At 61.1% G+C, this 24,870-nt stretch carries 18 protein-coding genes; 2 read left to right on the top strand and 16 right to left on the bottom strand.

The window, feature by feature from the left end; all coding sequences use genetic code 11:
* Nucleotides 1–265: 265 nt before the first annotated feature.
* From AC6CH8_RS21220 to AC6CH8_RS21210, 3 genes are read right to left on the bottom strand one after another with little or no spacing between them, the layout of a single operon-like run.
* On the bottom strand, nucleotides 266–3,928 hold the full coding sequence (locus AC6CH8_RS21220; RefSeq protein ID WP_498192238.1) for a 1,4-alpha-glucan branching enzyme: 3,663 nt from the start codon (nucleotides 3,926–3,928) through the stop codon (nucleotides 266–268).
* A gap of 1 nt (nucleotide 3,929) precedes the next feature.
* Nucleotides 3,930–5,726 (bottom strand): maltose alpha-D-glucosyltransferase, encoded by a 1,797-nt coding sequence (gene treS / locus AC6CH8_RS21215; RefSeq protein WP_178993423.1) that lies wholly within the window; start codon nucleotides 5,724–5,726, stop codon nucleotides 3,930–3,932.
* Nucleotides 5,726–7,810 (bottom strand): alpha-1,4-glucan--maltose-1-phosphate maltosyltransferase, encoded by a 2,085-nt coding sequence (locus AC6CH8_RS21210; protein ID WP_420181122.1) that lies wholly within the window; start codon nucleotides 7,808–7,810, stop codon nucleotides 5,726–5,728. The genes treS and AC6CH8_RS21210 overlap by 1 nt, the downstream gene beginning before the upstream one ends.
* Nucleotides 7,811–7,935: 125 nt before the next feature.
* Between AC6CH8_RS21210 and glgP the strand changes: the two genes are divergently transcribed.
* Nucleotides 7,936–10,560, top strand: a complete 2,625-nt coding sequence (gene glgP / locus AC6CH8_RS21205) for an alpha-glucan family phosphorylase (protein ID WP_429331316.1) — start codon at nucleotides 7,936–7,938, stop codon at nucleotides 10,558–10,560.
* A 119-nt stretch (nucleotides 10,561–10,679) separates the two neighbouring features.
* On the opposite strand, the gene AC6CH8_RS21200 is transcribed toward glgP, so the two are convergent.
* The 7 genes from AC6CH8_RS21200 to glgX form a co-directional block, all read right to left on the bottom strand.
* Nucleotides 10,680–12,698 carry an ABC transporter ATP-binding protein/permease gene (locus AC6CH8_RS21200; protein WP_498192237.1) on the bottom strand — a complete coding sequence of 673 codons (2,019 nt, stop codon included), beginning with the start codon at nucleotides 12,696–12,698 and terminating at the stop codon, nucleotides 10,680–10,682.
* Nucleotides 12,695–13,735: a hypothetical protein gene (locus AC6CH8_RS21195; RefSeq protein ID WP_498192236.1), complete on the bottom strand. Its 1,041-nt coding sequence runs from the start codon at nucleotides 13,733–13,735 to the stop codon at nucleotides 12,695–12,697. Before AC6CH8_RS21195 ends, AC6CH8_RS21200 begins: the two co-directional genes overlap by 4 nt.
* A gap of 164 nt (nucleotides 13,736–13,899) precedes the next feature.
* The gene (locus AC6CH8_RS21190) at nucleotides 13,900–14,796 is read right to left on the bottom strand and encodes a hypothetical protein (protein WP_498192235.1); all 897 of its coding nucleotides are present in this window, start codon (nucleotides 14,794–14,796) and stop codon (nucleotides 13,900–13,902) included.
* Between the two features lie 138 nt (nucleotides 14,797–14,934).
* Nucleotides 14,935–15,261 (bottom strand): hypothetical protein, encoded by a 327-nt coding sequence (locus AC6CH8_RS21185; protein WP_178993418.1) that lies wholly within the window; start codon nucleotides 15,259–15,261, stop codon nucleotides 14,935–14,937.
* A 348-nt stretch (nucleotides 15,262–15,609) separates the two neighbouring features.
* Nucleotides 15,610–15,969 (bottom strand): barstar family protein, encoded by a 360-nt coding sequence (locus tag AC6CH8_RS21180; RefSeq protein WP_402936300.1) that lies wholly within the window; start codon nucleotides 15,967–15,969, stop codon nucleotides 15,610–15,612.
* A gap of 8 nt (nucleotides 15,970–15,977) precedes the next feature.
* Complete coding sequence (locus tag AC6CH8_RS21175; protein ID WP_454809647.1) at nucleotides 15,978–16,457, bottom strand: guanyl-specific ribonuclease; 480 nt, start codon at nucleotides 16,455–16,457, stop codon at nucleotides 15,978–15,980.
* 29 nt (nucleotides 16,458–16,486) lie between these two features.
* On the bottom strand, nucleotides 16,487–18,601 hold the full coding sequence (gene glgX, locus AC6CH8_RS21170) for a glycogen debranching protein GlgX (protein ID WP_498192234.1): 2,115 nt from the start codon (nucleotides 18,599–18,601) through the stop codon (nucleotides 16,487–16,489).
* A 239-nt stretch (nucleotides 18,602–18,840) separates the two neighbouring features.
* On the opposite strand from glgX, the gene AC6CH8_RS21165 reads away from it, so the two are divergent.
* The gene (locus tag AC6CH8_RS21165) at nucleotides 18,841–19,650 is read left to right on the top strand and encodes a carbon-nitrogen hydrolase family protein (protein ID WP_420180209.1); all 810 of its coding nucleotides are present in this window, start codon (nucleotides 18,841–18,843) and stop codon (nucleotides 19,648–19,650) included.
* Nucleotides 19,651–19,873: 223 nt separating this feature from the next.
* Here the strand turns inward: AC6CH8_RS21165 and rlmB are convergent, their stop codons facing one another.
* The 6 genes from rlmB to AC6CH8_RS21135 form a co-directional block, all read right to left on the bottom strand.
* Nucleotides 19,874–20,863, bottom strand: coding sequence for a 23S rRNA (guanosine(2251)-2'-O)-methyltransferase RlmB (gene rlmB / locus AC6CH8_RS21160; RefSeq protein WP_091465492.1), 990 nt, complete (start codon nucleotides 20,861–20,863; stop codon nucleotides 19,874–19,876).
* Between the two features lie 80 nt (nucleotides 20,864–20,943).
* Nucleotides 20,944–22,398 (bottom strand): cysteine--tRNA ligase, encoded by a 1,455-nt coding sequence (gene cysS, locus AC6CH8_RS21155; RefSeq protein ID WP_498192233.1) that lies wholly within the window; start codon nucleotides 22,396–22,398, stop codon nucleotides 20,944–20,946.
* 35 nt (nucleotides 22,399–22,433) lie between these two features.
* Complete coding sequence (locus AC6CH8_RS21150; protein ID WP_498192232.1) at nucleotides 22,434–22,787, bottom strand: hypothetical protein; 354 nt, start codon at nucleotides 22,785–22,787, stop codon at nucleotides 22,434–22,436.
* On the bottom strand, nucleotides 22,780–23,337 hold the full coding sequence (ispF, locus tag AC6CH8_RS21145) for a 2-C-methyl-D-erythritol 2,4-cyclodiphosphate synthase (protein ID WP_498192231.1): 558 nt from the start codon (nucleotides 23,335–23,337) through the stop codon (nucleotides 22,780–22,782). Before ispF ends, AC6CH8_RS21150 begins: the two co-directional genes overlap by 8 nt.
* Nucleotides 23,337–24,119 carry a 2-C-methyl-D-erythritol 4-phosphate cytidylyltransferase gene (gene ispD, locus AC6CH8_RS21140; protein ID WP_420180205.1) on the bottom strand — a complete coding sequence of 261 codons (783 nt, stop codon included), beginning with the start codon at nucleotides 24,117–24,119 and terminating at the stop codon, nucleotides 23,337–23,339. Before ispD ends, ispF begins: the two co-directional genes overlap by 1 nt.
* Nucleotides 24,120–24,240: 121 nt before the next feature.
* A complete protein-coding gene (locus AC6CH8_RS21135) occupies nucleotides 24,241–24,723 on the bottom strand; it encodes a CarD family transcriptional regulator (RefSeq protein ID WP_011690592.1) in 483 nt (160 codons plus the stop codon).
* Nucleotides 24,724–24,870 lie beyond the last annotated feature (147 nt).

Here is a 24,870-nt window from a genome sequence, read left to right as displayed (position 1 = left end):
CCAAACTTACCGGCTGGATCTCTCGGAGTCAAATCGGCCAGCATGACTTGATTTTTCCTTGCGGTATCTTGTCTGCGTGGCGATCTCCACTCGGGGACCAGCGCGGGTACTAACTATACCCCTACTTCCCCGAGATGGCAAAACCCGGCAGCGACACGCTCCCTCCGTCAGGCAAAATCCCCGGAAACACGGGCGGAACGTCCCAAAAAACACAGGGAAGAGGGCCCGGAAGCCAAAGCCTCGGGCCCTCCTCTGTCCTCACGAACTACTCAGCCGGCGCGAACCAGGAAGCCCCAAGAGGGGGAAGCGTGACAGTCAAAGCTGCGGGCTGGCCATCAGTTCCGGGGGTTGAAGCCTTCAAGGCTCCTGCGTTGACAACTCCCGAGCCGCCGTACGTTTCAGAATCCGTGTTCAGGACTTCTGTCCACTCCCCTGCTGCCGGCACTCCGAGGATGTAGTCCTTGTGAGGACCGCCCGAGAAGTTCACTGCGCAAACCAGCGGCTTGCCATCCTGATCCCAGCGGATGAAAGTCAGAACGTTGTGATCGGCATCTGCGCCATTGATCCACTGGAACCCGCCGGCTTCGTTGTCCCGCTGATAAAGCGCCGGCGTGGACGTGTAAAGCTCGTTGAGGTCCTTGACCAGAAGCTGCAGTCCGCGGTGCGCAGGGATATCGGCAAGGAACCAATCCAGTCCGTATTGTTCGGACCACTCGGCTTCCTGGCCGAACTCCGTACCCATGAAGATCAGTTGCTTGCCCGGGTGCGCCCACTGGTAGGCAAAAAACGCACGCAGGTTTGCCAGCTGCTGCCAGCGGTCACCTGGCATCTTGCGAAGCATGGAGCCCTTACCGTGAACTACTTCGTCGTGGCTGATGGGCAGCAGGAAGTTCTCGGTGAAGGCGTAGACCATGGAGAACGTGATGGTGCCGTGGTGCCACTTGCGATTGATGGGGTCTTCGGAGATGTACTTGAGCGAGTCATGCATCCAGCCCATGTTCCATTTGAGGCCGAAGCCCAGCCCGCCATGGTTGGTGGGCGCCGTGACACCGGGGAAGGCGGTGGATTCCTCGGCGATGATGATGGCGCCTGGGTGGGACTTGTAGACGGTGGCGTTGACTTCCTGCATGAAGGAAATAGCTTCGAGGTTCTCGCGGCCGCCGAACTTGTTGGGCCTCCACTGCCCTTCTTCACGGGAGTAGTCCAGGTAGATCATCGAGGCAACGGCATCCACGCGCAGGCCGTCGATGTGGAATTCCTCCAGCCAATACAGGGCGTTGGCCACCAGGAAGTTGCGGACCTCGCTGCGTCCGAAGTCGAAGATCAAGGTTCCCCAGTCGGGGTGTTCGCCCAAGGCTGGGTCTGAGTGCTCGTACAGCGGCTGGCCGTCGAACTGGGCGAGCGCCCAGGAGTCCTTGGGGAAGTGTGCAGGCACCCAGTCGAGGAGGACGCCGATGCCGGCCTGGTGCAGTGAATCCACAAGGAACCGGAACTCGTCCGGGTGCCCGAATCGTGAGGTCGGCGCGAAGTAGGACGTCACCTGGTAACCCCACGAACCACCGAAGGGGTGCTCCGCGACGGGCATGAACTCAACGTGGGAGAACCCAAGCCACTTCACGTATTCAACGAGTTCCTTGGCAAGTTCCTTGTAGCCAAGGCCAAGCCGCCAGGAGCCCAGGTGAACTTCGTAAACGCTCATGGGCGAGTTGTGCGGGTCCTTCTGGGCACGGGCACTCATCCATTCCGCATCCTTGAACCGGTAGCTGGCGTCAACCACGCGCGAAGCAGTCAGCGGCGGGACCTCGGTGCCGAAAGCCAACGGGTCTGCTTTCTCCACCCAATGACCGGCTTTGGTGAGGATCTCGTATTTGTAGCACGCCCCTGCTACAACGCCCGGGATGAAGAGTTCCCACACACCGGAGGAACCTAGGGAGCGCATCCCGTGGGAGCGGCCATCCCACCCGTTGAAGTCGCCCTTCACACGGACGGCTTGGGCGTTCGGAGCCCAGACAGCGAACGAGACTCCATCCACCTCGCTCAACGCAGAGCGGTAGTGCTGAACGTGCGCGCCGAGGACATCCCATAGGCGCTCGTGGCGACCTTCGCCGATCAGGTGCAGGTCCACCTCACCTACGGTAGGCAAGTAGTGGTACGGGTCATCGATGGTGACGGGTTCGACGTCGTACACCACTTCCAAACGGTAGTCCGGCACGTGGCCGGCCTGCAGCGGTTCCAGGACTGCAGTCCAGACGCCGTGGGCCTCATGGGTCATTTCCGTGCGGCCGGCTTCAGTCACTGCAACCACGGACTTTGCCAGGTGTTTCACCGTACGGATAGTGACGTGGCCATGATCGTCCAAGTGCGCGCCAAGTACTGAATGCGGCGCGTGGTAAGCGCCGGCGGCCACGCGTTCCAAGGTCTCGGAGTCCACGTGCAGGGGAACTCGGGGCCGTTCGGTGCGTGCAGAGCCAGTCATGTCATTACCTTCCGCTGTAGCTGCCGCATGCTTGCCGCGGCTTGTGTTGTCGAGGATTCGTCGCGATGCGTTCACCGGGATCGACAGCCAGTCGGGCCGGTTCCGCAACTCGTAAACAACCTCGTATAAGGCCTTGTCCAGCCACAATGCCACAAAGAGCGGCGAGCGGCGGTCTATGGTTCCGGGGGTGACTTCGCTGTAACCCTCAAGGAACGCGGCAGCGCAGTCATCCACCCAGGTTTCAGGCACTTTGACGGCCGCTTTTTCGTTTTCGCGCGTGGCGGCACCGGCTGCGTAATCGAATGAACGCAGCATGCCCGTGACGTCCCGCAGCGGCAAATCGGGAGTATTGCGTTCATCGATGGTCCGGAGCGGCTCGCCTTCGAAGTCGAGGATGGCCCATCGTCCCGGCTGCCCCTCAGCGCCGGGAACCAAGAGGATCTGTCCCAGATGGAGGTCGCCGTGGACGCGTTGCAACTGGCCGACGTCCCGTGGATCCAGGGCCGCCAGCAGTTCATCGAGGTTCTCGTCATAAGGCCCGACGGCGGACGAGGCTTCCGCCCAGGAGCCACGGACGCGGCGGGCCACTGTCGCGATGATGTCCGGCCCCTGTTCCTGTCCGTCCTGGGTGCCGAAGGTTTCTGCGAGCCTGGCGTGAACCGTGGCAGTAGCAGCGCCGAGACCGCGGGCTTCTGCCGTGAAATCCTTGCCGGCTGCGGCTGCCTCTACGGCCAGGCGCCAGGCATCCATCCCGCCGGCAAGGAATTCGTGGGCGACAGTCAGCTCGCCCGTGGCCGCTATGGACCCGCTCGACGCCGGCCCCTCCCACGAGCCGCTAATCCAGCCCAGCGTCGCGGGAACCTCACTGGTTCCCGCTGCTGTCAGGGCCGCCCCAAGTTCCACTTCGGGATTCCTGCCGGCGGCGAGCACCCGGAAGATTTTGACGATCGCTGCGGAGTCGCCGTCGTCAATAATGACGGATGTGTTGGACTGCTCGCCGGACAGGACCTTGACGGAGAGGGGTGTTTTCGGAAGGGCCACACGGCTACGCGAGAGGTGCCCCTGGGCACCACCCACCTTCCCTTCAGTTCGCATGAGTTCCAGCCAGGCAGTAACAAAGTCCGCATCGTAGACGGCGTCGTACACGAGCTGTAGCCCTAGGTCAGGATCGGTAAATTCGCCCAACAAAGCCGCGGGGGCATCCGCCAGGGGCTTGCTTCGGTAGCTCAACGGAACCTGGACGACGTCGGTCCGGGAACCGCCGTCGGCTGTCCTGTGGGTCACCGCCAGCAGCACAACTTCAAGCCCGGTATCTCCGCCGGTAGCCGGCAGCCTGAAAGCGCCCACCTGCTCCAGCGCAAAGTCGGGGCTCTTGACCGGGAACCAGCGCTTGCCTGGCAGCCAGCTCCGGAGAAGTCCTTCAATGGAGGGGTTCAAGTTTTCCTTGCTCATCTCATCCTTTGGAGGTCACCACGGGAATCGCCTGGGTAAAAGGCGACGAGGGATTCGAAAATGCCGAGCGGACCCGCAGCCAATAGAAGCTGTGGCTCCCCAGCATCACGGTCAAGTGACCGTTGTCGCCGACGGCCGGGAAAGGCTGGCCGCCGAAAATATCGCGCAGGCCGCGGCCTGCAAACTCAGGCACGTCCAAGGTTGCCGCGACGGGGTGCTGGGAGAGGTTGAAAACACACAGAATGGTCTCCGCGTCCTCTCCTTCAGGGTTGCCGGCCGGCAATTCCCTGACGTAGGCCAACACCACCTCATGGTCTGCCTCAATATGCCGGAAGCCGCCCAAGCCAAACACAGGGTGGTTCTTCCGGACACTGAGGATCTGGCGGGTCCAGCGCAGCAGCGAACCGGAGTGCGCGGCCTGGGCCTCGACGTTGGCCATGCTGTAGTTGTAAACCAGCGACTGTATGACCGGCAGGTAAAGCTTGCCCGGATCGGCCCCTGAGAAGCCGGCATTGCGGTCGGGGTTCCACTGCATCGGGGTGCGGACGGCATCGCGGTCATCGAGCCAGATATTGTCGCCCATGCCGATCTCGTCCCCGTAGTACAGGAACGGGCTTCCCGGCAGGGAAAGCAGCAACGCGTTGATGAGCTCGATCTCGGAGCGGGAGTTATCCAGCAGCGGCGCCAAACGCCGTCGGATGCCTATGTTGGCCCGCATCCGGGGATCCGGGGCGTACCAACCGAGCATGGCGGCGCGCTCTTCAGCGGGCACCATCTCCAACGTCAGTTCATCATGGTTCCTCAGGAAGGTCCCCCATTGCGCACCCTTCGGAATCTCCGGCGTGTTCCGCAGGGTCTCAATAATGGGAGCTGCCTTCTGGTCCCGCAGGGCATAGTACAGCCGCGGCATGATGGGGAAATGGAAGGCCATATGGCATTCCGGGGCTTCCTCGGTGCCGAAGTACTCCACCACTTCATGCGGAGGTTGGTTTGCCTCAGCAATGATCACCCTGCCGGGGTAGTTCGAGTCCACCATCCGGCGGAGGTCCTGCAGGAAGGTGTGCGTGGCAGGCAGGTTCTCGCAGTTGGTGCCATCTTCTTCGAACAGGTAGGGAATGGCGTCCGCGCGGAAGCCATCGATGCCCTGGTCCAGCCAGAAGCGGACCACGTCATAGAGGGCCTCAATCACCTTGGGGTTCTCGAAATTCAAGTCTGGCTGGTGGCTGAAAAAGCGGTGCCAGAAGAACTGCCGGCGGATGGGATCGAACGTCCAGTTGGACTCTTCGGTGTCAACGAAGATGATGCGTGCGTCCTGGTACTTCTCGTCCGTATCGCTCCACACATAGAAATCACCGTAGGGACCAGTTGGATCTTTGCGCGACTCCTGGAACCAGGGGTGCTGGTCCGAGGTGTGGTTCAAAGGCAGATCGATGATCACCCGGACGCCACGGGCGTGGGCCTCGGCAACCAAGCGCTTGAAATCGCTGATGGTGCCGAACTCGTCCAGCACGGACGTATAGTCGGCGATGTCATAACCGCCATCGCGCAACGGGGAATGGAAGAACGGCGGCAACCACAGGCAGTCAACGCCCAGCCACTGGAGGTAATCCAGTTTCTCGATCAGGCCGTGGAAGTCACCGGAACCATCCCCGTTGGCATCCGCAAAGGCCCGCACCAGTACCTCATAGAAGACTGCCTTGCGGTACCAGTGCGGATCGTGCTGGAGACCTGGGGCGTTCAACTCGAAGGTGTTCTTCGGAGTGAAGTACTGGCTGGGGTTCTGCGGAGAAAAACTCACTAAGGCTGCCTCCGGATGCTAAGTACGTGTGCCGGCTCAACGTGGGCATCCAGGCGGACGTAGTTGTGCTCGCCCCATTCCCAGCTCTCGCCGCTGATCAAGTCGTCCACCCGGAACCGGCCGTCCTCGTTGAAGTCCGAGGGGGCCAGTTGCAGGGCTTCCAAGTTCAGGGACACCGTGCTTTCACGGGTGCTGTGAGGATCCACGTTGACCACAATGATCAAAGTGTCCTTGGTGCCGTCCGGGAGCGTTTTGTGCTTGGAGTACACAATCGTGGCGTCATCGGTGCTGCTGTGCAGCGTCAGGTTCTGCAGATCGCCCAAGGCCAGGTGGTTCTTGCGAATGGTGTTAAGCCTGGTGATGTACGGCGCCAAGGTACGCCCTGACTCAGCCGCACCCTCCCAGTCCCTTGCCTTGTACTCGTACTTCTCGTTGTCGATGTACTCCTCGGCGCCCGGACGGGCCACGTGCTCGTACAACTCATAACCGGCGTAGACGCCCCACAACGGGCTTGCCGTAGCAGCCAATACGGCCCGGATGCGGAACGCGGCCGGACCACCGTACTGCAGGTACTCGGTGAGGATGTCCGGGGTGTTCACGAAGAAGTTCGGCCGGAAGAACGCCGCTGTTTCGTGGCTGACCTCGTGGAAGTACTCCTCCAGCTCGGTCTTGGTGTTCCGCCACGTGAAGTAGGTGTAGGACTGCTGGAATCCTGCGCGGCCCAAAGCATGCATCATTGGCGGGCGTGTGAAGGCCTCCGCCAGGAAGACAACCTCGGGGTTCTTCTTGTTGATCTTGCCGATCAGCCATTCCCAGAACCACACAGGCTTGGTGTGGGGATTGTCCACGCGGAATACCTTGACGCCGTGGCTGATCCACAGTTGGACAATCCGCAGGATTTCCTTGGAAAGGCCGGCCGGGTCATTGTCGAAGTTCAGGGGATAAATGTCCTGGTACTTCTTCGGCGGGTTCTCTGCGTAGGCGATGGAACCGTCAACGCGCGTGGTGAACCATTCAGGGTTGGACGTCACCCAGGGGTGGTCCGGAGCTGCCTGCAGCGCCAGGTCCAGGGCAACTTCGAGTCCCAGCTCGTTGGCGCGCGCCACGAACGCATCAAAGTCCTCAAACGTACCCAGTTCCGGATGGATGGCGTCATGTCCGCCGTCCTTGGAACCGATAGCCCACGGCGAACCCGGATCCTGCGGCCCCGGAGTCAGCGTGTTGTTGCGGCCCTTGCGGTGCTGGTAACCGATCGGGTGGATGGGCGGCAGGTAGATGATGTCGAAGCCCATCTCCGCGACGGCGTCGAGCCTGTTGGCCGCCGTGCGGAAGTTGCCGGAGGTCCACACGCCAGTGGAGTGGTCCAGGACGGCGCCCTCTGAGCGGGGGAAGAACTCGTACCAGGAACCGCGGCCCGCGAGGTCGCGTTCCACTTGTAGCGGGAAACGTTCGGAAACGGTCACCAGTTCGCGGATCGGAACGCGTCCGACGGCGGCCAGCACCTCGGGGCTGAAACCGGCGCCAAGGCGCTCCTCGGCAGTCTTGGTGGTGTCGGCCAGCACGACGGAAGCGGCACGCAAGGTGCGCTTCTCCACGGCGCTGCGCCCGGCGTCGTCGGCGGCTTCCGCGAGGAGGGCTGCGCCTTCGGCGAGCATCAACTCGACGTCAATGCCGGCCCCTACCTTGACCTCGGCGTTGTGATGCCAGGTGCCGTACCGGTCATGCCAGGCCTCAATGACGAAGGACCAGGCGCCGGTACCGGTGGGGGTGATCAGGCCTTCCCATCGGTCCAGGCCCTTCCATTGCTCGCCTTGGGCCGGGGTCAGGCGGACTCGCTGACGCTCCTTGCCCTTGGGATCGAGCAGCACAGCGGAGACGCCGAGCTGGTCATGGCCTTCACGGAAGACCGTGGCGCCGACAACCAGATCCTCGCCTGGCAAGGCCTTCGCCGGGAAACGGCCACCCTCAACCACCGGCTGCACGGCCGTGATGGGGAACCGGCCGAAGCGAAGTCCCTCGGTGATGTCCGTAGTCGTCTTGGATTTCAGAGCGGTGATGGTTCGCGCGGTTTTCGTCACAACCACGACGTTAGCGACAAAAATCACAGAATGCTAAGCACACGACCTATCTCCTCGACGCAAGATGACTTTTACCTAAAAGAAACCCAATCCAGTTCCGGCTGCCATGTGAGTCCGTTAGTGTGGCGCTCGTGAAGGCTATTCGAAGGTTTACAGTCCGTACCGTCCTCCCCGAGCCCATCAGGCCCCTGGCCCGTCTGGCAACCAACTTGCGCTGGTCCTGGCACCGGCCCACACGGGAACTTTTTGCGAGCCTTAACCCGGCTCTCTGGGAGGCATCGCAGCACGACCCCATAGCCCTGCTGGGGTCGATCAGCCGCGAGCAGTTACAGGACCTGGCGAATGACGGCGAGGTTGTGGAGCGCGTGCAGCACGCCGCAGCCGACCTGGACCGATACCTCAGCGAACCGCGCTGGTACCAAGGCCTCGGCGAAGACGCTCCGGCCTGCATCGCGTACTTCTCCCCCGAGTTCGGCATCACCGAAGTACTCCCGCAATACTCCGGGGGCCTGGGCATTCTCGCCGGCGATCACCTCAAGGCCGCCTCCGACCTCGGTGTGCCGCTGATCGGCGTCGGGCTTCTGTACCAGGCCGGATACTTCAAGCAGTCGCTCTCCCGCGACGCCTGGCAGCAGGAAACCTACCCTGTACTGGACCCTGACGGCCTGCCGCTGACGCTGCTGCGCCACCCGGCCAAGGACGGCGCCCAAGGCAAGCCAGTCCACATTTCCCTCCCGCTGCCCAACGGCCGCGAGCTCCACGCGCACGTGTGGCGTGCCGACGTCGGACGCGTTCCGCTGCTGCTGCTGGACTCCAACGTCCCCTCCAACGACGAAGCCGCCCGCGGCATCACCGACCGCCTGTACGGCGGCGGCGGCGACCACCGTCTCCAGCAGGAACTCCTCCTGGGCATGGGCGGCGTCAAGGCCCTGCGCGTGTATCAGGAGCTCACCGGTACGCCCGCTCCGGAAGTGTTCCACACTAACGAAGGCCACGCAGGGTTCCTGGGGATCGAACGCATCCAGGAAGCCATGTCTGACGCCAACTCGCCCCTCAGCTGGGACGAGGCCCTCGCCGCCGGCCGCGCGTCCACTGTCTTCACGACGCACACGCCCGTACCCGCCGGCATCGACCGTTTCGAGACCGTGCAGATCAAGCACTTCTTCGAAGCCGGCCTCGCGCCCGCTGTGCCCACGGACCGCATCCTGGACCTCGGCCGTGAAAACTTCGACGGCGGCAACCCGTCCGTGTTCAACATGGCAGTCATGGGCCTGCGCCTGGCGCAGCGTGCCAACGGTGTGGCCAAGCTGCACGGTGTGGTCTCCCGCGAAATGTTCGCCGGTCTCTGGCCGGGATTCGACCACTCTGAAATACCCATCACCTCCGTTACCAACGGCGTCCACGTGCCCACGTGGGTGGACCCCCGCATTTCCTCCCTGGCGCGAAACCAGTTCGGCGCGGAAGCCGAAGCCCTGGGACGCTGGGACCTCGCGTACAACGTCAGCGACGAAGACGTCTGGGCCCTCCGCCGGGAGCTCCGCGCACAACTCATAGAAGACGTTCGACGCCGGCTCCGGGCCTCATGGAAGAAGCGTGGCGCTGCCGATGCCGAACTCGGCTGGACCGACTCCGTACTTGACCCGGACGTCCTTACCATCGGATTCGCACGCCGTGTGCCCACCTACAAGAGGCTCACGCTCATGCTGCGCGACCCTGCCCGTTTGAAGGCCCTGCTGTTGGACCCCAAACACCCCATCCAGCTGGTCATTGCCGGCAAGTCGCACCCGGCAGACGACGCCGGCAAGAAAATGATCCAGGATCTGGTCAAGTTCACGGACGACCCCCAGGTCCGGCACAGGATCGTGTTCCTGCCCAACTACGATATCGCCATGGCGAGGACACTGTTCCCCGGCTGCGACGTCTGGCTCAATAACCCCCTCCGACCGCTGGAAGCCTGCGGCACCTCCGGCATGAAAGCCGCCATCAACGGTTCGCTCAACCTCTCCGTCCTGGACGGCTGGTGGGACGAGATGTACGACGGCGAAAACGGCTGGGCAATTCCCACAGCCAACAACAATGCATCCTCCGAGGAACGCGACGACATCGAGGCCTCCGCACTTTACGAGCTGCTGGAAACCCAGGTGGCACCGCGCTTCTACGGCACCACCGTTGCCCAAGGCGCCGGAGCAGCAGGACCGTCGGAATCCAGCCGGGAAACCGTGCCCACGCACTGGGTGTCCATGATCAAGCACACCCTGGCTAACCTTGGCCCTGCAGTCTCGGCCGAACGCATGCTCCACGACTACGTCAACAACCTCTACTGCCCGGCCGCTGTGTCCGGGCGGCGCGCTGTTGCCGAGTCCTTCAAGGAAGCCAAGGAACTCGCGGCGTGGACCACCAAGGTCCGTAACGCGTGGCCCGAGGTAGTGGTGGAGCACGTTGACTCCGTAGGCGTCTCTGAGGAACCCCAGGTGGGCGACTCGCTCCAAGTCAACGCCTACGTGGCCCTCAACAACCTCACCCCGGACGACGTCTCCGTGGAAGTGGCTTTCGGCCGCGCGGAAGACACCGACGAGCTCGAGGACATCGTGGTGGCCGAACTGGACTCCCTGGAAGACCTCGGCGGCGGACGCCACCTGTTCAGCGGCTCCCTGGTGATCAACCGCTCAGGGTCCTTCGGCTACACCGTCCGCGTGTTCCCGAAGCACTCTGCGCTGGCTTCCAAGGCTGAACTGGGGTTGATCGCGAACGCCTAGCCCGTTGTCCGCCCGGACGTTCCTGGCCCGCTTATCCGTTGTTGCCCAACAACGGATAAGCGGGCCAGCGACGTCGGAGCCTGGCTCAGGGCAGCATGACTCCTTTTCACCCTCATTCTCTAGCCGCGAATGGCAATAGCGGGATCTTTACGACTGGCGACCCACGCAGGGTATATGGCGCTTAGAATGCCGGTGGTCACCCCGAGGGAGAGTCCTACCAGCCAAAGCTCTGGGGGCAGCACGGGCGGCCAAGCCTGGATCCAAGAGACATAAAGCGTGGTCAAGTTTCCGATGATGCCGCCAAGTGAGCCTGCTGTAATTCCCACGATTAAGCCCTCCAAGATAAAGGAGCGGCAAATTAGCCATCGACTTGAACCGATCGCTCGTCGCAGCGCTATCTCCTCCGATCGGTTCTGAACGGTCAGGTACATCGCGGACGCCGCAGTGATGACAGCCAGGAGCATCAGGACAAGGGACAGCAATGCGATGAGTGACCCTAGATCATTTGAGACACCCTGCCTGATTGACTGAATATCGGCCGTGACGTCTACCCTTGCCTGCCCTGGGTCGCTCGGCGAGTATGCCAGCGGAGCTACTCGCGCGATCGCAGCGGAGAAGCCCTTTTCGGTTCGAACTTGAATTTTTAGTTCTGCTCTGGAGACAGCACTCATGACACTGGCATCCACGAATACGGAGTTAGTGTACTCAGGAAAATTTGAGCCGGGCTCGAATACGCCAACAACCGGCACAAGTCGGTCATCGATCCAAATGCTCGCCCCTGCCGACGGTCCGGTTTGCTTGCTGTACGCGACGTCTAGCGCAATTGCTGCCTTGGTCGAGACTACTGCGAGCGGACCCGCTCGTGGGTCGTCGAGGGCACTTCGGCTGTTGTGGGGAATTAGCTGCATTTCGAAGTCATCGAAGTAGGTCTTCGAGGAGGAATGAAGTGACAAAGGTGTTTCGGGTTCCAGGTCGGTGGGTCCAACTCGCGTAATACGGACGTCTGCCGGTACAGCTGAGTACACATAGGATGCGCCAACTACATGAGGAAGGCTGGCGATTCGATCTACCCCGGAACGAAGTCCATCGAAATCGTCTCGAAGCACAGCAGGTCCGCCTCCGACGGAGATGGACAGCCGATCCTGTGACGCGATTGCCAGCCGATTATTTATGGCATTCGAAGTCGTCGAACTGATGCCAAGGGCACCCGTCATCCCGCCAATAGCAATCGCGAACGCGGTGATAAGAAGCATTGTTCGGAGAGCACGAGCGGAGAGGGCGGTAACTGCATCGCCCCAATCATCCAGTAGGGAGCGCGCGACGCGGGATAACCAAGTCTGCTGTCTTGATGCATCGAAGGCCTCTGGGGCGGACGGGACCATAAGATTCCGTCTTATGTGAGAATCGTTTTGGACATCACGGCTGATTTGACCGTCCCGGATTTCAATCTGACGATCTGTTTGGTTCGCCACATCCAAATCGTGGGTGATGATGATCACTGTGACGCCTCCGGAGTTGAGCTTCCGAAGGTATTCGATGACCCGACTGCTGTTGTTGGAATCAAGATTGCCTGTCGGTTCGTCGGCAAGGATGATCTGCGGGTGCGTCGCAATCGCTCGTGCAATGGCAAGTCGTTGTCGCTCACCGCCTGAGAGAAGCTTCGCTTGGACCTTGCGCTTATGCACCAGCCCAACGAACTCCAGCGCGTCCAAGGCAGCCACGGCCCGTTCATCCATCGGCACACCTTGGACACGCAATCCGATTGCTGCGTTACTGATCACACTGTCGTCACCGATGACGTTCGAGGACTGGAAAACGAACCCAATCCGATGCAGCCGCACCGTGTCAAGGCTTCGTTCCGATGCGGTCTCGACGGCTTGCCCACGAATAGCGAGACTCCCCGAGCTTGCTCTATCCAACAAGCCCATGATGTTCAAAAGTGTCGATTTCCCAGAGCCTGAAGGGCCCACAATGGAAACGAACTCACCGCACTCAATAGCCAGTGAGACGTCCAATAGAGCCGGAGCCTCGGCGCCGGGAAAGGTGCGGGAAACCCCCTGCAGGCTGATGGCCAATGCGTCATCCGAGTCCGTAGATTCCGCAGTACCAGCTAGTCGCTTCGGTCGTAAAACCGTCACGATATTTGGACCTCGTCTCCTTGGGCGAGGTCGCCAGAGACTGCGGCGAAACCTCCCCCTGACCGAAGAACCGTTACAGGGACACGCGTTGCAGACACCTTCGAAGCTCTATCGTCCGGCGAGCTTCTCAGAACGTAGGTCCCTTCGGCATCCTGTCGAATGCCAGATAACGGTACAGCGAGGGCCTGCTCCGCAGTACCCTGACCAGCCACAGTGACGCTTAGGTTGGGAGTCAATAGGGCAAGATCTGCCTTGTTCGTAGGCTCCACCATCACGGCATGTCCCGCACGCTGGCCATTCCCCACATCCGTGAATGGACCTACTGAAGTTATCCGTCCCGTCACTAGCTTCTCAACGACCCTGACAGAGACTTCCTGCCCAGTCTTGAGGAATCCAGCCTGCTGGACCTCAGCGATGAACTCGACGAAGTTGTCTTCGGCCTGGAACCTGGCGAGAGGGCTTTCGGCCGTAACCTTCTGCCCTACCTCCAGAGAGGAGACGACGGTCGTACTGGCGACGGGGAGGACTATCAGTTGCCTGAACGGGATCGTCACCTCAGGGGTTTTCGAGTCGTCTAGTGCAGGGGATTCGGGTGTAGCACTAGGTTCGACCTGATGATTTTTCACGGCAGTTTTTCTTCCGCTGCTCAAGGTGAATCCCTCGCTAGCAAAGAACGAGGATGCAGCTTCCATGGTTGCGCTGTCCATGCGACCAGTTTCGTAAGAGAGATACCCCACCTGCATCAGCGCCCGTTGCAAAGCCGAGACGTCATCTCCCTCATCGCCTAGTGAGAGATCACGATACAACGGGAGCGGACCTGGCAGCACGAAATAGGGCTTGCCAGAGACTACACCAGCCAGGTCGCCCCACTTTAGGGCCTCCCCAGCCTGAAGTGTCTGGCGCACGACAATCGGTTCTTGTCCCTCCAGATCGATCTGGATTGGCACTGCCGGGCCGGATTTAATAACTCCGGAGAATGCAAGACGGTCATCGACGATGCGGTTCTCAACCTTTGAATAGACCGGGACGTCAGCCATCGAGTCCTCTGGCCGAATGATCTCTGAACGACCAAAGATTCCTCCAGCCAGCAAGCCCACTCCGGCGGACATGGCTGCGGTGACTGCCAACAGGACGACAAGCCACCGTCGCGAGATTCGAGATAAGCCGACGGCTGCCGCCCCCTGCCGAGGTTGTTTATGGATCACTGCGTCTCTTTCAAGAACTTCTGAGCGACGTCCACGTACTTCTGGCTCTTCTCCTTGAGTTCAGTAAGAACTGCCTCGTTCTGTCTGATGAGGGGCAGCTGGTAGCTTGCCTGAATATCACCAAGCGTTTGGGTTAGCCGGACTTTTTGATTGCATTCGGCCTCAACCGTAGCGATTCGGATGCCCTCGGCGGCATCCGATGTCGACGGGTTTTGCTGATCTGCCCTCATCTGCAGGTCAAAGGACTGCTGGCTCGACCACTTGGCTTTATCGGCGTCCCGCCCCGGCGTCAAGCCTGCCGCTGAGATGCACTTGTCCCAGTTGTCCTTGGCATCCTTCCAAGCATCAGTTTCTGATGCCATGCTGAGGCTTTTCAACGCGATCTCAGCCGCTGCCCCGCCATTCATCAGATCGTCGGGGGGAGTGATTTCTTCGATCCTGCTCTTTTCGCTGGCGAGACACTCATATCGGGCGTCCCCCCACTCGCCCGCCTCATCATGCTTCTGGTTCGATGGACCGTCTTCTCCAATAAGCCGGAAGCCGTACTGCCTCACACGGTCAACGTTCCACACCCCGAAGTTCCGATTTTCCGCCTTTGGATAAGCTGCATTCGGATCATCTATGAAGCCAAATTTCTTCATGCATGTAGTCATGATGACTTCTCTCGCAAGGAGAATTTGCGAGCGATCACTGGCCGAAATTCTATATACATCAACTGGGAAAATTATCAGGGAGTTCTCATAATCCAGCTTCACTTTCCCAGATGGATCCGGCGTGATTGATGCATCCGGAGTTCCGGAACAAGATGAGATAGCCAGGGTTACGCCTATGGCAAGAGCGGGAGCGATGTAGCTATTCCAGCGTGCCCGTCGTTCAGGAATTCTTATCGACACTTTTCGCGTCCAATCTTTTTTTGCCTCGATTGGGTACCCGGGCCTGTCCCGGAAAGCAACTTTGACCTGCCGAAACTTTAGTCGGCAGGTCAAAGCACAACCGCGCTCAGTTAGAGTTAATCGAAGCGCATGCTATGTTTAGCCACGGTGAAAACTGCTGATGTTGTCATTCCACGTTCCCAGGAAGGGCACGTACCAACCCATGGCGCTGTAATCGTTAGCGCTTCCGAATCCAGCACCGCCGTAGTTGATGTTTTCCCACCAAGTTACGTAGTAGCCGAAGTTCTTTACCGAACTTGCCTTGTTGTCAAACGATCCCATCCAAGTCGAATTGTCAGCTCCGTACGTAGCGCCGCTGTAGTTATTGTTGTCATAGAAAATACTGGCATTCGCAGATTGACTCGCAGCAAAAAGTGCAGCAGTGGACAATGCAACGACAGCAGCAGCCCGTGTGAGTTTTTTCATATCTTGGTCCTCATTTTGGCTGGTGCGACTTGAGGCAAGCAATTAACTCCGCATATTCCCCAATACGCAAGTGGCGAGGCAGATAATGTGCCTCGCCAAGAACGTATCGCTCGATTCATTTAATTTCAAGTTTTTGAAATAATCCGAGAGGATATAGAAATATTCAATGTTTCGCGTCACGAATGAGTTGCATGCGCCACTTAAGCGGGTTTCGGCGGTAGTCATAGCTCACGTGCGAACCAACGCTGATTACATCTCAGTTGCCCGTAAGACCCGCCACTGAAGTTGCCTCTTCGGGCACCTGCCCACACGGGTAGGAGCCGGTGCAGTTAGGGCCCGCTGGGCCGACTAATTCTCGAAGACTGCGATAACTGCCAGGTCCCGGCCGGCGTAGCGCTCTGCGTCTTGGAGGATTTCGCAGACGACGCCGAAGGACCGGTCCGTACGGTAGGCCGCGGGGACCTGCCAAATCATCGTGACGGGGCTGCCATCATCCTCCGAGAGGGCATCAGCGTAGTCGTGCAGGGAATCGTTCAGGGCGTCGAGGTTCACGCCGTAGTACTCAGGGAAATCGAGGACCTGGCCGAAGACCTCGAGGACTGCCTGCTTTGTGCTTGCCGGTGGGACCAGGAGGGTCCGTCGGCCGGCGTCGGAGATCTGCTCTTGCAGTTCTTCGAGCGTCCAGGTGTCCGCTGAGTAGATTTTCATGGGCTCCTCTATTTGCCTTCGACGATAAACATGAACGACTCGTAATGGTCAGGGGTGTAGTACTTGGCGGAGTCCTTGCCCACAATGATCCGGCGGGCACCCCGGTCCGACTCCCCCGGTGTGGGCACGGTGTATTCCTTGTAAAAACCGCCGGACTTCTTAGGCAGCAAACCCTCGAAGTTGCCGAAGTTCACGCCGTCCCGGTCATAGGGATAGGGGCCGCCCTTCGCAATCAGGGCAAGGGTTTGACGCGCTTCCTTGGGCAACTGCGAAGCATTGATGGTGGGCAGCGTGGAAGGGTTGGCGACAGCCGGGCTAGTAACTGCCGGATTGGTAACAGCAACAGCTGGTGACGCTGGCGTAGAGCCAGGTGCCGGCGTCGTGCTTTGCGTCGTCAGTGAGCCGCCGCCGACCATGGCGACCACCAGCACGACGACGGCGATCACCAGTCCCGCGAAGGCCACCAGTTTGTTGCGGTTGCGGTTCATCCGGTGGGCTCCCCTCGATGCTCGGCTGGCTACGTGCGGTAGATGTTGATGGTGTTGGCTTGCAGGATATCCCGCTCGCCCGAGGCCACCAAAGCGCCTTTTCGACGGTCGTGCAACACCGAAGTTGTGAAGCGAAGTTCAAACATTCGCTTTCCGATGCCCGACTCGCTCAGGATCTCCGGCAAGACCATTTTGACGTCCTGATTGCTGCCGTTCACCGAGATCAAGCCACGGATCTCACTGTCCTCGTGACCCATGAGCAGCTGGACCGAGCGGACGTTGGGATCATTCCAGCGCGCCGGAGTCATCTTCTTACCCTTATCGTCAAACCACTGAAGGCTCGAGTCGTTGGCCTGGCCCGGGAAGCTTTCAGGTTGGTGACGTAGGAACCAGCGTCGGAGCCGGACTAGTTCACGAGTAGTCCTGAACATGGCGTTGGCTTCCTGGGTCCGGCTCCAGTCCAGCCATGCCGTGGGGTTGTCCTGGCAGTAGGCGTTGTTGTTGCCCTGCTGTGTACGGCCGATCTCGTCACCGGCTGTGATCATCGGAACGCCAAAGGACAGCAGCAACGTCGCCATAAGGTTACGGATGGACAGTGACCGGGCAGCCACGATGGCCTCGTTCTCGCTGCGGCCCTCGAAACCATGGTTGTAGCTTCGGTTGTCGCCGTGTCCGTCGCGGTTCTGCTCGCCGTTGGCCTCGTTGTGCTTGCGGTCGTAGCTGACCAGGTCCTTCAGCGTGAAGCCGTCATGGGCGGTGATGAAGTTGACGCTGGCAAGGCGGGTGCGGCCGGATGATGCGAAGAGATTGGCAGAGCCCGCCATGAGCTCAGCCAAGGACGCCACCGAGCCACCTTGGCCACCCGCCTCCATGGCAGCACGGTCGGACAGCCAGAAGCTTCGGACGCCATCGCGGAAGTGGTCATTCCAGTCGGACCATCCCTGCGGGAAACGGCCGGTCTGCCAGCCACCGTAGCCAACATCCCAAGGTTCAGCGATCAGCTTGACCTCAGAGAGCACCGGGTCCTCGGCAATGGCTTGCAAGAAAGGGTGCTGGGGATCGAAAGTGTTGCCGGCATCCCGGCATAGGGTAACGGCCAGGTCAAAGCGGAAACCGTCCACATGGAAGTCATTTACCCAGTACCGCAAGGAATCCAGTGCGAGATCCACCACCACGGGATCACTGAAATCCAGGGTGTTGCCGCATCCGGTGGTGTCCAGGTAGCGTCCATGGGCATCGTGCCGGTAGTAACGCTTCTCTGCCAGTCCGCGGAAACTCAGCGGCGGTCCGTCAGGCCCTGCTTCGGCGGTGTGGTTGTACACCACATCCAGGATGACCTCGATCCCCGCCGCATGGAGCAGTTTGATCATTCCCTTGAGCTCATCCTGCACCGCGTGGGGGCCCGCATTCCGCGCCGCTTCCGTTGCGTAGTCCGAGTGTGGAGCGAAGAAGGCTGCTGTGTTGTAGCCCCAGTAGTTGGTCATGCCCAGGTCCTGGAGGTGCGACTCATCCAAGTGGAAATGAATGGGGAGCAGCTGGACGGCAGTGATGCCAAGTTCAGTCAGGTGCTGGATCATCACCGGGTGGGCCATGCCAGCGTACGTTCCGCGAAGATGCTCCGGGATGTCGGGGTGGAGCATCGTTTGGCCACGGACGTGTGCCTCATAAATCACCGAAGTGCGCATAGGCGTTCGCGGCGCCTGGTCATCGCCCCAGTCAAAGCCTGTCTCCACGTGGACGCTTGTGAGGAACTCGCCCCGCTGGTCCACGGCGCGGCCGTAGGGATCGAGCAGCAGCGGCTGGTCGCCGTCGTCGTCCAGGTCCAAAGCCGGGATGGACAGAGGGAGGCCGCCCTCGCTGGGGGCAGCGCGGAAGCCGTAGCGGGTGCCCGGCGGCATGCCGTCCACAAGGCCGAAGTGCACGCCGTCCTGCACATTGGACAGAATATGCGCGCGCCAAGGTTCGCCTGGTGCTTGGAACACCACTTCCACCCGTTCCAGGTCGGGAGCGAAAACGGCCACGTTCACCGAATGGTTCTGCGTGGTTTCGGCGTCGAAAACCCCGGGCTGGGGCGTGCTCAGTCCGAGGGGCCTGGGCTGCGACGCGTCCAGGGCAGCTTCTGTGTCAAAAATAGGCATAACCATTGCTTGCAAGTTTAGTTCCACGCCAAGTATGTACCGCGCGGACCTGCCATGTGACGACGTTCGGCGTCGTGATTTCATTACTTGCCCGATACTGGCGGGATTTCATCCGCCGCTCACGTGCTGGAATGCTGCCTTCGCACTCTCCGCGATTGAGCTGGTTCGCATCGATTGTGTCGCGTTCTACTGCCCCGGATCAGTCCGCTTGGCATACTGGGACGGAAACAACTGGAGGTTTTATCGTGCGCGTGGCACTCGCCCAAGTCATCACCGGCCGGGATCTGGCCGAGAACCTGCGGCTCCTTGAGGAGTACGCCCGCCGGGCCAAGGACGGCGGAGCCGAGCTGGTGGTCTTCCCCGAGGCGATGATGCGCGCATTCGGAAACTCGCTGCTGGACATCGCCGAACCACTGGCTGGGCCGTGGGCGAGCCGGGTGCGGTCCCTCGCTGACGAACTTCAGTTGGTGATCGTGGCTGGCATGTTCACGCCGGGCACTCCCTCCGATTCGGGATCCCCGCGCGTGCGGAACACGCTCCTCGCCACCGGACCCGGCGTGGAAACGAGCTACGACAAAATACATCTTTTCGACGCGTTCGGCTTCGCGGAATCGGACACCGTTGAGGCCGGCACGGATCCGGTAACGTTCGACGCCGGTGGCCTCACCTTTGGGTTGGCCACCTGTTACGACATCCGTTTCCCTGCCTTGTTTACGGCTAACGCACAGCGCGGAGCCATTGTGAATATCGTTTCCGCCTCGTGGGGATCCGGGCCGGGTAAGGCCGAGCAGTGGCAACTTCTGGCCCGCGCCCGCGCAGTGGACACCACCACGTTCGTGCTCGCCTGCGGCCAGGGCGATCCCGCCACTCAGGGCGTTGAGGTCAAAGGCACCGCGCCCACCGGAGTGGGGTACTCCGCCGTCGTGTCCCCGTTCGGCCAGGTATTGGAAGCCCTGGAGGGGGAACCGGGCGTCATTTTCTACGATCTCGACCCCGCAGTCGTGGAAGAAGCCCGTACCAAACTCCCAGTGCTGGCCAACCGCCGCGACTTCTAACGGACGCCACTCATATTCGCCGGCGTCACCCAAACCGATGGGCGCTACCCGGATATAGGTGGCGTCACCCGGTATACGTAGCCCAAAAGAAAAACGGCACGCGAAAGGCGCCGCGAGGGCCATCCGGAAGCGTGCGTCAAAGCGACGAAGGAGCAGCACGCGGAGGATGGCGCTCGCGGCGCCTTAGCGAGGAGGATGGCGCTTGCGGCGCCTTTGCTGAGAACTAGCTAGCGCGCTGCCTCGACACTTCGTACAGCGAGATTCCAACGGCCATGGATGCGTTGAGGGACTCCATGGCGGAGTCGATCGGGATCGAGACGATCTGGTCGCAGTTCTCGCGGACCAGCCTGCTGAGGCCCTTGCCTTCGGAACCGACCACAATGCAGACGGGTTCGGTGGCAACGGTGAGGTCGGGCAGCGAGACGTCGCCGTCGCCGTCCAGGCCAAGGACGTAGATGCCCATGTTCTTGAACTGCTTGAGCGCGTTGTTGAGGTTCGCAGCACGGGCAACGGGGACACGGACAGCGGCGCCGGCACTGGTCTTCCACGCGGAGGCTGTGACGCCGACGGAACGACGCTCGGGCACGATGACGCCGTGGCCGCTGAAGGCCGAAACGGAGCGGATGATCGCGCCGAGGTTGCGGGGGTCGGTGATGCCGTCCAGCGCAACGAAGATGGGGGCGTTGGAGATGTGCCCCTTCTTCCACTTGGCGAGGGTTTGCTCGGCGAGGTCGTAAGCGTCCTCGTATTCGTACGGCGGAATCTGCAGAACGAGGCCCTGGTGGACGGCGTCCTCTGTCATGCGGTCCAGCTCAGCCTTGCCGGTTTCGAGAAGCGGGATGCCACGCTCAGCCGCGAGTTTGAGGGATTCCTTGACGCGGTCGTCCATCTCAATGCGGATGGCGACGTGCAGGGCCTTGGCTGGGATGCCGGCGCGGAGCGCTTCGACAACCGAGTTACGGCCCGTCACCAGTTCTTCAGTGGCACGGCCCTTGGGGCCCGAGCGGGCGCCGGCGCCACCGGGACGGGTGCCCGTTCCGCGCTTGGCAGCCGAGCGCTCAGCCAGCTGCTTGTTCTTGTATGCCTTGTGGTAGGTGCGTTCCTCCGCCTTGGGCGTGGGACCCTTGCCCTCCAGGGCCTTGCGGCCGTGGCCACCAGTTCCGGTGGTGGGGCCCTTCTTCTGCTTGACCGACCGGCGACCATTGTTGGCCATGAGATTCCATCCTTGATTTTGTGAGTAAGTCTGGAATCAAGTCTACTGACCCGATGCAATTCGGCCGCCGCGCCGGTTCGTCAGTCGCGTTTGAGGCTCCAGCTGGCGCCATCCGCACCATCTTCGACGACGACGCCGGCCGCGGCGAGTGTGTCGCGGATAGCATCGGATGCTGCCCAGTCCTTGTTGGCCCTGGCAGCGGCACGGGCTTCGAGTTGGGCTTCGATCAGCACTTCCAGAGCGGCGTGCTCGCGCCCTTGTACAGCCTCCGGGCGTTTCACCGAATCCAGGCCTAGAACTTCGGTCATTGACAGCACGCTGTAGAGAGCGGTCTTCGCACGCTCCAGGTCGCCGCCAGCCAACGCCGTGTTTCCTGCCCGCACGGTTTCGTGCAGCACGCCGAGGGCCTGGGGCACGTTGAGGTCGTCATCCATGGCCGCGATGAAAGCAGCGGGCATGTTGGCCTGCGGGGAAACGTCCGAGGCCTCCGTACCCACCTTGGCGGATGCCTTGTGAATGAAACCGTCAATGCGCTCGACGGCGGCTGCAGCTTCCTGCAGCGAGGTAGGCCGGTAGTCCAGGATGGAGCGGTAGTGTGCCTGACCGAGGTAGTAGCGAACCACTCGCGGTGAGGCGAGCTCCAGCATCTCCGCCGGGCTCACAGTGTTGCCAATGGACTTGGACATCTTTTCGCCCTGGTACGTGACCATGCCGTTGTGCATCCAGAAGTTGGCAAACTCGTCACCGGCAGCCTGGGACTGGGCCATCTCGTTCTCGTGGTGCGGGAAGCGAAGATCCAGTCCTCCACCGTGGATATCAAACCGCGGACCCAAATACTTGGTGACCATGGCTGAGCACTCAAGGTGCCATCCGGGACGGCCAGCGCCCCACGGGGACTCCCACTTTGCGGTGACGGGTTCGCCGTCTTTGAAGCCCTTCCACAGCGCGAAGTCGCGAGGGTCACGCTTGCCGCGGGGGTCGGCGTCGGGCGCTCCCTGCATGTCATCGATATTCTGCCGCGTCAGCGAACCGTACTTGCTCCAGGAACGGACGTCGAAGTAGACGTCGCCGGAATCGTCCAGTGCGGGGTAGGCATGGCCGCGGTCTATGAGGCGCTGGATGAGTGCGTGCATTTCCGGGATGTGGCCGGTGGCGCGGGGTTCATAAGTGGGCCGTTGGACGCCAAGGGATTCATAGGCGTTCTCGAACTCCTGCTCGTAACGGTACGCCAGGGCCCACCACTCTTCGGCTTGGCGCGCCGACGGTTCAGCGTCCCAGTCCGGACCGAACGACTGAGCGGATTTGGCCAGGATCTTGTCGTCGATGTCCGTGACGTTGCGCACCACTGTAACCCGGAGGCCACGGAATTCGAGCCAGCGGGTCAGTTGGTCGAAGGCGATGGCCGACCTGACGTGGCCCACGTGCGGCATTCCTTGGACGGTGGCCCCGCAGTAGTACACGCTGGCCTTGCCGTCTTCGAGGGGAACGAAGTCGCGGACTTCGGCGGAGGCGGTGTCATAGAAGCGCAGGGTCACCGCTCCAGATTAGCCGATGACGCGGCGTGACCTGCCTAGTTGCAGTATTCGCCGATCTTGTTGAACTGCACCTTGAGCTTCTCCTGCTGGTCCTGGGTGGCCGCGCCGAGGGACGACGACGCTGCTTCGTCCATGATCGCAGCCATCTCTTTGATGGGGTTGCCGATCTCCGGAGCGAGTTTGCCCGCGATCTCGTGGTAGTGCTCAGCGATCTGTTTGGACTGCTGCTGCTGGTTGCCGTCGGGCTTGAAGGTGTCGTTGTTCAGGAACTCGCAGCTGGCTGTCACGTCCATCGTTTGGGTCCCGCTGCAGCCGCTCAGCAGGAGCGATGCCGCCAAGCCTGCGGACACCATAGCGGAACGCACGACGCCGGAACGTGGCTTAACCATGTGGCGCACCTTTTGCGGGACCGGGCTCGGTTGCCGTCGTCTCGTGTCCGGAGACCGGGTACACCAGGGCCGTGGCAACAGCGGAGATACCTTCGCCGCGACCGGTGAAGCCGAGTCCGTCGCTGGTGGTTGCCGTGACACTGATCGGCGCGCCGGCAGCTTCGCTCAGGACCCTCTGGGATTCTTCCCGGCGCGGACCAAACTTGGGACGGTTGGCCACGAACTGCACTGCCACGTTGCCGATCTCGAATCCGGCCGCGCGCACAATGCGTGCCGCTTCGCCAAGGAGCTTGACCCCTGAGGCACCTGCGAACTCGGGGCGGTCAGTGCCGAAGTGGGTGCCCAGGTCACCAATGCCACACGCGGAAAAGAGTGCGTCGGCAGCGGCGTGAGCAACGCAATCGCCGTCGGAATGCCCTGAAAGCCCCCGTTCGCCTTCCCAGAAAAGCCCGCCCAACCACAGCGGCTGGGGGTCATCTTCTGCCGCAAATGCGTGGACATCGATACCAACGCCCGTGCGGGGAAGCACCATGTTCTGGTTAGGAGTCATCAGCCTTCCACCCAACGAATTCCCAGCGGCCCTTCCAGCAATCCCTCGGCAATGATGAGATCCAAGGGCGTGGTGATCTTGAGCGACTGGCTGGCCCCGCGGACAGCATGGACCGGAACCCCGAGGAGCTCCACCAGCATGGCGTCGTCGGTGACAGCTGCGGATTGCTTGTCGTCGAAGAGACCGGCAGCTTCGTGAGCCCTCCGCAGGACCGCCAATTCGAAACCCTGCGGGGTCTGAACGGCGCGGAGATGCTCCCGGGGAGCTGTTCCCGTGACAATTTCCGGAGCGATGGAGGAGTCTGAGCCGTTCGTCTCGGCAACAGTTTTGATGGTGTCCACCACAGGCATGGTGGGAATGACGGCCTTGGCGCCCGAGGCCAGGGCATCGGCGACGCGCTGGAAAACCCGCTCGGGGGTAAGGGCACGTGCGGCGTCGTGGACCAGGACCAGTTCGGTTCCGTCCTCCAAAGCAGCCATGGCAGCCCGGACGGAATCCGCGCGGGAGGAACCGCCGTCGACCACCGAAATTTCGGGGCCGCCGTCCACCAGGTCAATGGTGAACTCGGAGATTGATTCGCGCAGCGCCGTGTCCCCCTTGGGCACGGCGACGCAGATCTGGCGCGCGACATCAGATGCAACCACCCCACGGAGGGCATGCATCAGGATGGTTTCACCACCCAGCGGAACCTGGGCTTTGGGCATGCCGTAACCGAGGCGTTCACCGGAGCCGGCAGCAACCACGATCACGGCCGTGACGGCGCGCTTGGAAGGAATACTCATGCGCCCAAGATTACTGGGAAAGTACTTGAAGACGCCCCAACATACTCGATTTCCAGGTATCTCCGGCAGTATTCGGGCAAAAAGAAACCCGGCGGCGCTTTCGCACCACCGGGCTCAATTCTTAGGAAGCCAAGACCTCGTCGAGAACGCTTGCAGCCTTCTCTTCGTCTGTCTTCTCAGCCAGGGCCAGTTCTGAAATCAGAATCTGCCGCGCCTTGGCCAGCATCCGCTTCTCACCTGCGGAAAGGCCGCGATCGTGATCACGACGCCAAAGATCGCGAACGACCTCTGCCACCTTGATGACATCGCCTGAAGCAAGCTTCTCCAGGTTCGCCTTGTAACGACGTGACCAGTTGGTAGGCTCTTCAGTGAACTCGGCGCGGAGAACGTCAAATACGTGCTCCAAGCCTTCTTTGCCCACTACGTCCCGGACCCCAACAAGGTCAACATTCTCTGCTGGAACTTCAATGGTCAGATCACCCTGAGCCACCTTGAGCTTGAGATACATCTTCTCTTCGCCCTTGATGGTGCGCATCTTGATTTCCTCAATTTTTGCTGCACCGTGGTGAGGGTAAACTACTGTCTCGCCGACCTCAAAAACCATGTGGACTTTCCCCTTTCCCGCAGATTAGTCTATCACGATTAAGGCATACGACTGGCATCGGACAGGGCCTTCTCCCGCGCCAATAAAGGGAATAAGGCCTTAAACGACTTCCTCCAAGGTCTTGACGTATTCGGGGAAAGATGCTTG

It is taken from the genome of Paenarthrobacter sp. GQ52, from assembly GCF_059759005.1.
The sequence above is the reverse complement of the archived record's forward strand: the minus strand, read 5'-3'. Positions and strand labels throughout refer to the sequence as shown.